The organism is Salipaludibacillus daqingensis (genome assembly GCF_029891575.1).
Lineage (GTDB): Bacteria > Bacillota > Bacilli > Bacillales > Salisediminibacteriaceae > Salipaludibacillus > Salipaludibacillus daqingensis.
This window is the reverse complement of sequence record NZ_JARZHF010000008.1, coordinates 217,257-230,003: the sequence shown is the minus strand read 5'-3', so window position 1 is coordinate 230,003 and position 12,747 is coordinate 217,257. Positions and strand designations below refer to the sequence as shown.

The 12,747-nt window shown below is 37.5% G+C and carries 9 protein-coding genes and 6 tRNA genes; all 15 read left to right on the top strand.

Annotation, left to right across the window (positions count from 1 at the left end; translation table 11 throughout):
* Positions 1 to 7: 7 nt before the first annotated feature.
* The 15 genes from QDN89_RS16415 (at position 8) to QDN89_RS16345 (ending at position 12,734) form a co-directional block, all read left to right on the top strand.
* Positions 8 to 1,972, top strand: a complete 1,965-nt coding sequence (locus tag QDN89_RS16415; RefSeq protein WP_280771250.1) for a DHH family phosphoesterase — start codon at positions 8 to 10, stop codon at positions 1,970 to 1,972.
* A gap of 2 nt (positions 1,973 to 1,974) precedes the next feature.
* Positions 1,975 to 2,421, top strand: coding sequence for a 50S ribosomal protein L9 (gene rplI, locus QDN89_RS16410; protein ID WP_280771249.1), 447 nt, complete (start codon positions 1,975 to 1,977; stop codon positions 2,419 to 2,421).
* 100 nt (positions 2,422 to 2,521) lie between these two features.
* Entirely contained in the window at positions 2,522 to 3,886 is a 1,365-nt protein-coding gene (dnaB, locus tag QDN89_RS16405; RefSeq protein WP_280771248.1) for a replicative DNA helicase, read from the top strand.
* Between the two features lie 482 nt (positions 3,887 to 4,368).
* Positions 4,369 to 4,881, top strand: coding sequence for a DoxX family protein (locus QDN89_RS16400; protein WP_280771247.1), 513 nt, complete (start codon positions 4,369 to 4,371; stop codon positions 4,879 to 4,881).
* 347 nt (positions 4,882 to 5,228) lie between these two features.
* Positions 5,229 to 6,515: an adenylosuccinate synthase gene (locus QDN89_RS16395; protein WP_280771246.1), complete on the top strand. Its 1,287-nt coding sequence runs from the start codon at positions 5,229 to 5,231 to the stop codon at positions 6,513 to 6,515.
* A gap of 239 nt (positions 6,516 to 6,754) precedes the next feature.
* Positions 6,755 to 6,830 (top strand) — tRNA-Lys (locus QDN89_RS16390).
* Between the two features lie 19 nt (positions 6,831 to 6,849).
* A tRNA-Glu gene (locus QDN89_RS16385) sits at positions 6,850 to 6,924 on the top strand.
* A gap of 200 nt (positions 6,925 to 7,124) precedes the next feature.
* Positions 7,125 to 7,201 (top strand) — tRNA-Met (locus QDN89_RS16380).
* Between the two features lie 119 nt (positions 7,202 to 7,320).
* Positions 7,321 to 7,396: transfer RNA gene (locus QDN89_RS16375), tRNA-Asp, on the top strand.
* A 42-nt stretch (positions 7,397 to 7,438) separates the two neighbouring features.
* A tRNA-Phe gene (locus QDN89_RS16370) sits at positions 7,439 to 7,514 on the top strand.
* Between the two features lie 10 nt (positions 7,515 to 7,524).
* Positions 7,525 to 7,600: transfer RNA gene (locus QDN89_RS16365), tRNA-Thr, on the top strand.
* Between the two features lie 455 nt (positions 7,601 to 8,055).
* The gene (gene yycF, locus QDN89_RS16360; RefSeq protein ID WP_280771245.1) at positions 8,056 to 8,763 is read left to right on the top strand and encodes a response regulator YycF; all 708 of its coding nucleotides are present in this window, start codon (positions 8,056 to 8,058) and stop codon (positions 8,761 to 8,763) included.
* A 2-nt stretch (positions 8,764 to 8,765) separates the two neighbouring features.
* Complete coding sequence (walK, locus tag QDN89_RS16355) at positions 8,766 to 10,592, top strand: cell wall metabolism sensor histidine kinase WalK (RefSeq protein ID WP_280771244.1); 1,827 nt, start codon at positions 8,766 to 8,768, stop codon at positions 10,590 to 10,592.
* Positions 10,589 to 11,965, top strand: a complete 1,377-nt coding sequence (locus QDN89_RS16350; protein WP_280771242.1) for a YycH family regulatory protein — start codon at positions 10,589 to 10,591, stop codon at positions 11,963 to 11,965. The genes walK and QDN89_RS16350 overlap by 4 nt, the downstream gene beginning before the upstream one ends.
* Positions 11,952 to 12,734 (top strand): two-component system regulatory protein YycI, encoded by a 783-nt coding sequence (locus tag QDN89_RS16345; RefSeq protein ID WP_280771241.1) that lies wholly within the window; start codon positions 11,952 to 11,954, stop codon positions 12,732 to 12,734. Before QDN89_RS16350 ends, QDN89_RS16345 begins: the two co-directional genes overlap by 14 nt.
* The last annotated feature ends 13 nt before the right edge of the window (positions 12,735 to 12,747 follow it).

Here is a 12,747-nt window from a genome sequence, read left to right as displayed (position 1 = left end):
GTGAATAATGCCGAAATTCCTGTTAAGAAAATGGCATGGTTATCACGTCATTGCCCTGTTGAGCGTCGCTGTGATGTTTACTGGAATATTAACGTATTACCAATGGCAGCTTGGCCTCTTAGGTTTTGCTAGCTTAGGTGTGGTCTTGTATTTGATCATTCGAGCAAGGATAGAGTTTGAAAGAGAATTATCTGAATATATTTCTACACTCACATATCGGGTGAACAAGGCGGGAGAAGAAGCGGTAACTCATTTACCGATCGGAATCCTTCTATATAATGAAAACCGAGATATACAGTGGACGAATCCCTATTTAACTAAGATTGCTGAAAAAGATGTGATAGGGGATTCTATGTCTATTTTTTCCGATGAGCTTATTAAACAAGTGAATGAGGAAAAGAAACGGTTTTTATTAAACGTAAAAGATGAAGACTTTCGAGTATATCATGAACCTGATGAACGATTACTTTATTTTATTAATGTGACGGAAGAACAAGAATTTAAAGATTTATTTGAGAGAGAAAAAACAGTCATTGGATTGATTTATCTTGATAACTATGATGAAGTTACTCAAGGAATGGATGACCAAATTAGAAGCAAGTTATTAACGCAAGTGACGGATTCATTGAATCGTTGGTCGAAGGAACATGATATATTTATTCGTAGAACATCATCGGATCGCTTCATTGCAATATTTAATGAAGAGACTTTAAAGACGTTAGAAGATAACCGATTTACAATTCTTGATGAAATCCGTGAAAATACAGCGAAGGAAAAAATCTCTTTAACATTAAGTTTAGGGATCGGTAGTGGCGAATTATCGTTACGTGAGTTAGGGACCCTAGCTCAATCAAGCCTCGACTTAGCTTTAGGTCGTGGGGGGGATCAAGTAGCGATCAAAGAAAAGAATGGGAAAGGTCGCTTCTATGGCGGTAAGTCGAATGCCATGGAAAAACGAACGAGAGTAAGAGCAAGGGTCATTTCCCATGCCATTCGAGATTTTGTTAAAGAAAGTGATAAAGTATTTGTGATGGGACATAAAAATCCTGACATGGATTCCATTGGTGCGGCAATTGGTATGTTGAAGATTGCTGAAGCAAATGGTAAAGATGCATTTATCATTCTGAATCCAAATGACGTGAATCAAAGTGTCCATAAACTATTAGATGAAATAGAAGGTCACAGAGATCTTTGGGCGCAATTTATTACGCCAGAGGAAGCAAGAGAAGAAGTAACCGATGATACATTAATGGTTATAGTCGATACTCACAAACCGTCTCTTGTCATGGACCCCAAGCTTTTAGAGAAGATGGATCGAACGATTGTTATCGATCATCATAGGCGCGGAGAAGATTTTATTGATGATGCAGTTCTAGTTTATATGGAACCATATGCCTCGTCTACTGCTGAGTTAGTAACGGAATTGCTTGAATACCAACCTACACAACCAGATTTGGATGTATTGGAATCAACAGCTTTACTAGCGGGGATTATCGTTGATACGAAGAGCTTTGCTATACGCACAGGATCACGTACGTTTGATGCGGCATCTTATCTTCGTAGTCGAGGTGCAGATACAACACTTGTACAAAAACTATTAAAAGAAGATTTTGATCAATTTGTCAAACGTTCAAAGCTGATAGAAAAAGCGTATATATATCCTGGAGGGATGGCAATTGCCAAAGGATATACAGAGGAAACATACGGTCAAGTTCTCATTGCTCAAGCTGCAGATACATTGCTTACAATGAATGACGTTGTTGCATCCTTTGTCATCTCGAAGTTAGAGGATGGCCGTGTAAGTATTAGCGCTCGTTCTCTTGGAGAAGTAAATGTCCAAGTTATCATGGAAATGATGGATGGCGGTGGTCATTTGACAAATGCAGCAACACAATTAGAAGGTGCAACAATAGAAGAAGCAGAAGAAACTCTTAAAGAGAAAATTGATAATTATTTCAAAGGGGGACAATAATCATGAAAGTCATCTTTTTGGACGATGTAAAAGGAAAAGGTAAAAAAGGTGAAGTGAAGAACGTTTCTGAAGGTTATGCAAGAAACTATTTGTTGAAAAATAACCTTGCAGTTGAAGCAAATAAAGGGAACATGAAATCGCTTGAGAAAAAACAAGAGAGTGAAGAAAAACAAGTAGAAAAAGAACTTGAGCGTGCAGAAAAATTCAAGTCAGAATTAGAAAACATGACAATTGAATTAACTGCAAAAGCTGGAGAAAACGGTCGACTTTTTGGTGCCGTAACAAATAAACAAATTGCAGAACAATTGAAAAAAATGGATTTGAAAATTGATAAAAGAAAAATTGAAATGGACGAACCAATTCGAGCACTCGGATACACTAATGTGAAAGTTAAAGTCCATAACAAAGTAACCGCAACATTAAAAGTGCACGTTGCAGAACAAAAATAGTGATACTCAGAGCGAATGGTACGTGAAAAGAAAAGATTTCTCCACCACCATTTGAATTCTGAGATCATGTAAATCAGCGGGGAAATGAGGGAATCAAGTCATGTCTGACTTATTTGCCGATCGAACGCCACCGCAAAATATTGAAGCCGAGCAGGCGGTGCTAGGAGCAATCTTCATCGAAGACCAAGCTCTCGTCACCGCCTCTGATCGTTTGATTCCTGAAGATTTCTATCGGGCAGCTCATGAGCGTATTTTCACTGTCATGTTGGATCTCTCCTCTAAAGGAGAGCCAGTAGATTTAGTGACTGTTACTTCAGAATTGCAAACGAAAAAATGGCTAGAAGAAATAGGCGGCGTATCATATTTAAGTGATTTGGCGAATGCAGTACCAACTGCAGCAAACGCCAGTTATTATAGTCAAATTGTTGAAGAAAAATCATTATTGAGAAGGTTAATTCGAGTAGCAACAAACATAGCATCTGAAGGGTATGCAGCTGATGAAGATGTTGACTCTATTTTAAATGATGCCGAGAAATCCATTTTAGAAGTGGCTAAAAAGAAAAATTCAGGAGAATTTGTAGACATTAAAGATGTTCTTGTTGAAGCATTTGATAAAATAGAAATGCTTCAACACACAGCGGGAGATGTTACGGGAGTACCAACTGGTTTTACAGAGTTGGACCGGATTACTGCTGGATTCCAGAAAAACGATCTAGTTATCGTTGCTGCACGTCCATCCGTGGGTAAGACGGCCTTCGCATTAAATATATCTCAAAACGTTGCAACGAAAACAGATGAGAATGTTGCTATCTTTAGTTTGGAGATGGGGGCGGATCAACTTGTCATGCGTATGCTTTGTGCTGAGGGAAATATCGATGCTCAGCGTCTTCGAACAGGGAAACTAGAAGATGAAGATTGGCAACGCTTAACGATGGCAATGGGAAGTTTATCTAAAGCCGGGATTTTTATTGATGATACTCCAGGTATCAAAGTAAAAGACATTCGTTCTAAATGTCGTAAGTTAAAACAAGATCGAGGGCTTGGTATGATTATGATTGACTATTTGCAGCTTATTCAAGGAGATTCTAGAAGTGGGGAAGGAAGACAGCAAGAAGTGTCGGAAATATCCCGAGAATTAAAAGGACTAGCTCGTGAACTAGAAGTACCTGTTATAGCTTTGTCTCAGCTCTCACGTGGAGTGGAATCTCGGCAAGATAAACGCCCGATGATGTCTGATATTCGTGAATCAGGAAGTATTGAGCAAGATGCCGATATTGTTGCGTTCTTATATAGAGATGACTATTACGATCAAGAATCTGAGAAAAAAGATATTATTGAAATTATTATTGCTAAACAACGTAATGGTCCAGTAGGAACAGTCGAATTGGCATTTGTGAAAGAATACAATAAATTCGTTAACTTAGAGAGGCGCTTTGATGAAGGCGATATGCCACCAGGTGCGTAATTATTGATTTCATTATCATTTTTGTCAAAAAGGGTGTTTCAAAAAGCCAAATTCAAAAGAAACGAGTCAGTTGTATCCATTCTGACTCGTTTTTCTATATGATTTGATATCTCACATCCATAAGAAAGTATGACAGGTGATGAAGTTGATAGCGGTGTAGAACCTAATAGTAATAAAAGGCTGTTCACATAGTACATAGTACTTGTGAATAGCCTTTTATTGTTATGGATGAAACCAGTGGAGGGGAAGAAAACGTCTCTTTTTAAAAATGTGAATTTAGTCACACAATGATCACTGTATTGCAACGAACTGTTCACACGTATGACGTTCACAGTATGGAAATCCATATTATACTAAGGCTATAGAAAGATAGTTAGTGATCACTCACAACCTAACGAGACAAACGAGAAATTATTTTATTACTATTAGTGGTCACCTACTGCCTTCATAAAAAACTAAAATTAATTTAGGAGGAATGGATTATGTTTATGGATTTCTTAAGAAATAATAAAATTGCAGCGGGAGTATTGACGTTTTTAAGAGTGTATATAGGTTGGCAATGGTTAACATCAGGTTGGGGAAAAGTTTTTGGTAGCGAACCTTTTGATGCAAGCGGATATTTAACAGGTGCTGTGAATAATGAAGCGGTGATTGAACAATATCCAACGTATCACGCATTTATCGAAAATTTTGCGTTACCAAATGCAGACATATTTAGTTTCATGGTAGCTTGGGGAGAAGTCCTCGTTGGACTTGGTTTAATTGTAGGTGTGTTGACAACAGCAGCGGCGTTCTTCGGTATTATGATGAACTTTGCATTTATGTTTGCAGGCACAGTTTCCTCCAATCCTTGGATGGTGTTATTAACAATCTTCATTCTTGCAGCAGGATATAACGCTGGTAAATTCGGTGGTGACCGATGGGTAATTCCATATATTCGCACAGTTATTTTTAAAGATAAGTTAACACCTAAAGAAGACAAAAAAACGGCATAAGAATACAATTATTTAATAATTAGATCTCCCGTCATGAATTAGACGGGAGATCTTTTTGAATTGTTAGAAGCAATTCGGAGGAAAAAGAGGAATGAATAGGTCTAAAAAGTAAACATGAGGGAGATGAATATCTATCGTTTCCCAAAAAATACTCCAATTTTCTGATTATATATGAATAAACGAATGAAAAAGACTAATATTAGGTCAACGTTCGGAATATAGTTGACGGTAGCGGGGGAAACTGATAAACTAACGATGGTTCAAATGATAAAAGCAAATGATAAAAGCAAATGATACAATGTAAAAAACAATACATGAAAGTAAATACACTTGGAGGTGCTCGATTCATGCCATCAGTAGTTGTGGTAGGTACGCAATGGGGAGACGAAGGAAAAGGAAAAATTACCGATTATTTATCTGAGCAATCAGAATTAATTGCCAGATATCAGGGTGGAAATAATGCAGGTCATACAATTGTATTCAACGGTACGACCTACAAATTGCACCTAATTCCATCAGGAATCTTTTACAAAGAAAAAACGTGTGTGATTGGAAATGGTATGGTTATTGATCCGAAAGCTCTTGTTAAAGAGTTGTCATATTTACATGATAAAGGTGTGGATACGAGCAACCTCCGAATTAGTAATCGTGCGCACGTCATTCTTCCATATCATTTGAAATTAGATATCGCTGAAGAAGATAGTAAAGGTGCGAATAAAATCGGTACAACGAGAAAAGGGATTGGTCCTGCTTATATGGATAAAGCAGCTCGAGTTGGAATCCGAATCGTTGACTTGTTAGATAAAGAAACCTTTAAAGAGAAACTTGAAATAAATTTACGTGAAAAAAACCTTTTGTTGGAAAAGATATATGAAGTAGAAGGTTTTAAAATAGAAGATATTTTAGAGGAGTATTATGAGTATGGTCAACAGTTTGCTCACCATGTTGCTGATACGTCAGTCATTTTAAATGACAGTCTTGATGCTGGGAAACGAGTGCTTTTTGAAGGTGCTCAAGGGGTAATGCTTGATATCGATCAAGGAACGTACCCTTTCGTTACATCATCTAATCCGATTGCTGGTGGAGTAACGATCGGTTCTGGAGTTGGTCCATCAAAAATCGACCACGTTGTAGGTGTGTCTAAAGCCTATACAACTAGAGTAGGAGACGGACCTTTCCCAACCGAATTAAATAATGAGATTGGCGATAAGATTCGCGAAATAGGGAATGAATATGGAACGACAACAGGACGGCCACGTAGAGTAGGTTGGTTTGATAGTGTTGTTGTACGTCATGCTCGACGAGTTAGTGGAATTACTGACTTATCATTGAATTCTATTGACGTTCTTACTGGGATAGAGAAATTGAAAATATGTGTTGCCTATAAGTATCGAGGAGAAATTATGGAAGAGTTCCCAGCGAGCTTGAAAGTCCTTGCTGAGTGTGAACCTGTGTATGAAGAATTACCTGGTTGGACAGAAGATATTACGAACGTGAAGTCATTACATGACCTTCCACGTAATGCACTTTTTTATATTGAAAGAATTTCTCAACTTACTGGCATTCCGTTAACAATCTTTTCTGTAGGGCCAGATCGTACTCAAACGAACCTTGTTCGTGGAGTATTTGCTTAATCAAATTATTTTATAAGGGCTCTGCAAAATTATTTTTGCAGAGCCCTTGATTTTATATGTAAACTTCGTTAAAGTAAGGAAGGTTCAGTAAAGAATAATCATGTCTATTTAAATATTTTTAGAAAAAGTATTGCTATATTTAAAACTAGATGTTAAGATAAATCTTGTCGCTGAAAAGCTGTGGAAACAGCATGAAGCGAAGTTAACAGAGCACAGTACATTCAAATTTAGTGAATTATGAGCCATTAGCTCAGTTGGTAGAGCATCTGACTTTTAATCAGAGGGTCGAAGGTTCGAGTCCTTCATGGCTCACCATTTTATCATTCAAAGAGATGGCCCGTTGGTCAAGTGGTTAAGACACCGCCCTTTCACGGCGGTAACACGGGTTCGAATCCCGTACGGGTCACCAAAAAACTTATTGACTTATATTAAGTTTTCAAGTATAATTATATCTGTTGTCCCTCATACTAGAAAAGAGAGGTAACAAGATAAAGTTTGTCGAATGAACGATAATTTGTGTCGATTGATAAACTCCTCAATCAAATATTTGAAGAGGAAGAACAGTCGAAGAAAGCTCAAGAAAATACATTTTGAATGTAATATTATTATCGCGGGGTGGAGCAGTCTGGTAGCTCGTTGGGCTCATAACCCAAAGGTCGGTGGTTCAAATCCGCCCCCCGCAACCAATTTAAATTCCCGATACCTTTGAAGATATTTATTTCAATACATAGTACTTTTCCAGGGATCGTTCTTATTATATTAAGACAAGTTATTTTACATATTTTCAATGTTGATAACGTTTAATGGTCCCGTGGTGTAGCGGTTAACATGCCTGCCTGTCACGCAGGAGATCGCGGGTTCGATTCCCGTCGGGACCGCCATTTTTAAAAAGATAGAAACCTAGTGTTTACTTCAAGTAATGTGGCTCAGTAGCTCAGTCGGTAGAGCAACGGACTGAAAATCCGTGTGTCGGCAGTTCGATTCTGTCCTGAGCCACCATCTTTTGAGTGCTGGCCTAGCTCAATTGGTAGAGCAACTGACTTGTAATCAGTAGGTTGGGGGTTCAAGTCCTCTGGCCAGCACCACTAACTAATTTTTAAAAGTAATCCTGTCCAATATGGATAGGTTTTTTTGTGTTTATAAATGCAGTTACATGCCTTAGAACGATTTTTTTAGGAGAGCCAAAAGATAGCATAAATTCATTTCCTAGGAAATAATTGTCGAATCAGAAGAATTTGTCGTATTTGATTAAGTAACTCTTTTTTTTTAGAATCGCCTTTATTATATAAATATAAATTGATCGGGGTTAGCGGATCAGTAAAAAAGGTACATCAAAAATAATTCTGAAATTCATTATTAACACAAAAAGAGACAAAAAACAAAAAGTTCACTTAATATTTCTCCCTCTTAACATGTGATATCGTTAAGAGGTTTTTGTATAAAAGTAAATTTCAATAAACTTCCTTTGCTGAAGCTAGAGAAGTGAAAAATTAATATGATAGAATAGAAGAAGTGAATCAAAAAGAGGAGCTGGTTAAAAGTGGATAAGCAAAAAATACTAGTAGTAGATGACGAAAAGCCCATTGCGGATATTATAAAGTTTGGATTAGAAAAAGATGGTTTTGAAGTCATTTGTGCATATGACGGAAATGAAGCAATAGAAAAAGTAAAAGAACATGTACCGAATTTGATACTTTTAGATATTATGCTTCCATTCAGAGATGGTATGGATGTTTGTCGCGAGGTGCGAAAAACATATGATATGCCTATTATTATGCTGACAGCAAAAGATTCAGAAATTGATAAGGTATTAGGTTTGGAATTAGGTGCAGATGATTATGTAACGAAACCTTTTAGCACCAGAGAATTAATCGCTCGAGTGAAAGCGAATCTTCGTCGCAATCAAAAAGTACAAGAATCAGACACGGAAAAGAAAAATATTGAGATTGGTCCTTTATTAATTCAACCAGACGCCTATTTAGTTACGAAACGAGGCAAACCAATTGAACTAACACACCGTGAATTTGAATTAATTCATTATCTTGCTCGCCACATTGGACAAGTGATGACACGAGAACATCTTTTACAAGCGGTTTGGGGATATGATTATTTCGGAGATGTGCGAACAGTGGATGTAACTGTTCGTCGTCTTCGTGAAAAAGTAGAGGATAATCCAAGTAGTCCAGCATGGATTGTTACACGCCGCGGTGTAGGATACTATTTAAGACAATCTGATCAGGAGAACTAAATATGAAAAAGATTCGCTTTTATAAATCAATACACGTAAAAATTGTCATTATTTACGTGCTATTAATTCTGATCGCGATGCAAGTCATAGGTGTCTATTTTACAAAGCAGCTAGAAGATCAGCTTGTAGATAATTTTAGATCGACTCTTAATGAAAGAGCTGAATTAGTGGCTTACAACGTCGAACAGGAAATGACGAGAGATGAAGAAGAGGAAGATAGGTCGCTTCAGCTAAGAATTAATGACTTATTAAATCAATTATTTAATATGGATAATGCTGAAGTTCAAGTGATTGATCAAAATCAAGTGATTGTTACTGCGACAGCCAATCATGATAATTATGTGGGACAGCGAACAACGAACTATCGAGTGATGAGAACGCTAGCTGGTTCAGATGATGAAGCAGAAGTATTTCGTAATCGAACGACAGGTGATCGAATGCAAGTATTAGCAGTCCCTGTAGAATCAGAAGATGATTCGATCGTTGGCGCCATTTATATCGAAGCATCCATGCAAGAAATATATAATCAAATACAGGAAATTAATCAAATTCTCTTAACAGGGACAATCATCGCACTTCTTCTAACGGCTGGATTAGGCGTGTTTCTGTCACGAACAATCACAAGACCCATTGTAGATATGAAAACTCAGGCTGTTGTGATGGGAGAAGGAGATTATTCTCGGAAAGTTCGAGTATATGGTCATGATGAAATTGGTCAACTGGCTTCCACTTTTAATGAGTTATCAAACAAACTTGAAGAGGCTCATGCAACGACAGAAGGAGAAAGAAGAAAGCTAGCATCAGTATTAACCCATATGACTGACGGTGTAATTGCAACAGATAGACACGGTAAAATCATTCTCATGAATAGAAGAGCTGAAGAAATGTTAGATCAAAGTCAAGAGATTGCAATGAATTCTGAGATCATGAAAATATTGAATCTCGACAAATTCATGAGATTAAATGACCTATACGGAATGAATGATCCAATTCTTTTAGACTTCGACAGTGATGAAGAGGAAACGATATTAGAAGCACATTTCTCTGTCATTGAGAAAGAAAATGGGCAAGAAAATGGATTAATTGCTGTTTTACATGACGTGACGGAACAAGAGAAAGTTGAAGAAGAACGTAGAGAGTTTGTTGCAAATGTTTCGCATGAGTTACGAACACCGTTGACGTCAATGAAAAGTTACTTAGAAGCACTGTCTGATGGTGCTCTCGAAGATCCGGAGATAGCGCCGCGATTTATTCAAGTGACATCAAATGAAACCGAACGAATGATTCGCCTTGTCAATGACTTGCTACAATTATCAAAAATGGATAGTAAAGACTATCAGATTATCATGGCGAGTATGAATGCGACAACGTTTGTAAATCAAGTCATTGATAGATTTGAAATGACAACGAAAAATCAAGATATTCAATTTAAACGGCGTATCCCAGAGAAAAGCATACCTGTTATGGGAGACCGAGACAAATTGACACAGCTTCTAGATAATATTGTCTCAAATGCAGTTAAATACTCTCCTGAAGGCGGTACGATTACGTGCACATTGAAAACGGAGAAAGAACGAATTGTTATTAGTGTGAAGGATGAGGGAGTAGGAATTCCTAAGGATAATATTCCACACGTATTTGACCGTTTTTATCGAGTAGATAAAGCCCGTTCTAGAAATTTAGGAGGAACAGGTTTAGGCTTAGCCATTGCTAAAGAAATTGTTGCTGCTCATGGGGGAAGCATTTGGGTAAGTAGCGAATGGGGCAAAGGAACAACATTCTCATTTACTTTGCCATACGACTTAAATGAGGAGGGGGATGGCGAATGATTATTGAAAACATTAAAACTGCCATCCTTTGGGTTCTAATTTTATCAAGTATCGCTCTTACTTGGCTCATTTGGACATATCAACCTGATTACGCAGAATTACAAGAAGCAGGGGAAGGCTATGTAGAAATCGAAGAAATAGGTGATACACAAAATTTATCACAAGTGATTCATCCAACAAAAGTACTTATTCATAACGATGAAAATATATCCTTAGTAAATCCGGGAAATGATCGTTACGAAGAGTTAGATGAATTGTTAGCGTCGATTGAAATAGATTACATGTATCAGAAAGACTCTGCAAAACATGCTCCATCTTTGGATCGATTTTACTCTGGTGTAGAAATAGTATACTCACAAGCGATTAAAGGAGAATGGCTTGAGGAACTATTTAGCGTAGAAGAGGAGAATATACCAATTGAATTAGTCGACCGAATCATATTTTTAGAGAACCCTTCTTCTTCTATTGGATCTGAAGTGTTGGTTCAATTTGTTGATAGTGAAAATGAGTATATTTACGAATCGGAAACATCGATCTCCGTGAGTCAAATGGAAGAGTTTTACGATGATACAGAAGATTCTCAAACTCCTGTGGAGAAAAGGGTTTTTCGAGAGAGAGAAGAAAGTTACTTTCAACCAGTTCGATATGTTACAACAGAACCTATTACTTTGAAAACTTTCACGTATGAGTCTCGAGATTTATCGTCACAAGCATTTTCAGATATTTTGTTTTCTGATCCGGAATTTGTCCGTCGATACCCACAAGGTGGTCAGGAAGAAACGTTTACGGATGGTAACCGTATGATGACTATTCAAGAAACAGGTTCAAGTGGTTCTATCTTACAATTTGATCGTCCGAGTGTAAGAGTCGGTGAAATTGTAAACCTTGATCCAATATTAGAAGCCGGTCTTGATTTCGTTAATGGCCATTCAGGTTGGACGGATCACTATTATGCTGATAAATGGAGTGAGACAGATTTGCAAGACGATGTGACGTTTCGTCTCCATGTCGGAGGAGTACCGGTGTTTGGGTCGAATATGAACGATGAAAGGTTTCACACAATTGAAGTAAAAAGAAGAGAAAACCAAGTTACGGAATATACACGTCCAATGTTTCAGTTAGAAGACGAACCTTTCGACAAGGATACAAAAGTAAGAATACCGCCTTTTGAAGTGGTTGAACAACATATAGAGGAAAATGAGTTATTTAATATGGATGCTGTTGATGATATTAGAATTGGTCATAACATGGAACGAGAGAGATCATTTGCAACATTTGAACCATTCTGGTATGCGAAAGTTCGAGGAAGATGGGTTCAACTAGACATATCTTTTGAGGCTGATAGAGAGGTGATTGAAAGTGGATTGGAGTAGAACAAAAACCATTTTTATAGTGACTTTCTTTTGTCTTAACATTTTCCTTGGTTACCAGTTGTATGAAAAACAACAACAGGGAGAAGTTAGTGATTTGTTTGAGGCGACGTTTTCCGAACGTTTGGAAGCTAGTCGTATCGAAATAGATATCGAAGACCCTGATAATACGGTGGAAGGCGCTCCGATTACTGGAACACTTCGTTCCTTTCAAGAAAACTTTTTTGAAGGGGTTCTTGATAGACAAGAACCTGTCTTGTTGAACGAAACAACGCTACAATCTGAATTGGAGAGTCCATATCGTTTAGTAGGAGCTAATTTAACTGCTAGTGTAGGGGCATTTCTACAGCAATACGTATATGAAGGGGACCAGTACGAAATTGCTGTATTTAATGAAGAAGAACAATACATCGGTCTTTATCAAACGTATAAAGGTCGAAAAATAGATCAATATGAAAGAAACGATTTTCACCTTATCCTTTACATTTCAGAGGATTTCGAAGTAGAAAGATATGTGCAAAATTACATGTCTATATCAGAACAAGAAAGCCGAGAACAAGAATTACTCTCACCATCCAAAGCAATAGAGAGTCTCTTAGATGCGAATCAAATTAGACCAGATACAACAATAAGTGAAGCGCAACTTGGTTATTACAGTACGATCCAGCTTGAGGCAAACTTCCAAGTATATGCCCCTGTATGGAGGATCAAAGCAAATGATGAATACTACTTTGTTGATGCCCTTAACGGAGAAGTTCAATCGGTCAGCTAGCAGGGAGTGGGGG

Excerpts from the sequence above, each read along its gene's own strand:
- QDN89_RS16415 (WP_280771250.1), top strand. The coding sequence starts at position 8 with ATGCCGAAATTCCTGTTAAGAAAATGGCATGGTTATCACGTCATTGCC.
- QDN89_RS16400 (WP_280771247.1), top strand. The coding sequence starts at position 4,369 with ATGTTTATGGATTTCTTAAGAAATAATAAAATTGCAGCGGGAGTATTG.
- QDN89_RS16395 (WP_280771246.1), top strand. The coding sequence starts at position 5,229 with ATGCCATCAGTAGTTGTGGTAGGTACGCAATGGGGAGACGAAGGAAAA.
- rplI (WP_280771249.1), top strand. The coding sequence starts at position 1,975 with ATGAAAGTCATCTTTTTGGACGATGTAAAAGGAAAAGGTAAAAAAGGT.
- QDN89_RS16350 (WP_280771242.1), top strand. The coding sequence starts at position 10,589 with ATGATTATTGAAAACATTAAAACTGCCATCCTTTGGGTTCTAATTTTA.
- walK (WP_280771244.1), top strand. The coding sequence starts at position 8,766 with ATGAAAAAGATTCGCTTTTATAAATCAATACACGTAAAAATTGTCATT.
- dnaB (WP_280771248.1), top strand. The coding sequence starts at position 2,522 with ATGTCTGACTTATTTGCCGATCGAACGCCACCGCAAAATATTGAAGCC.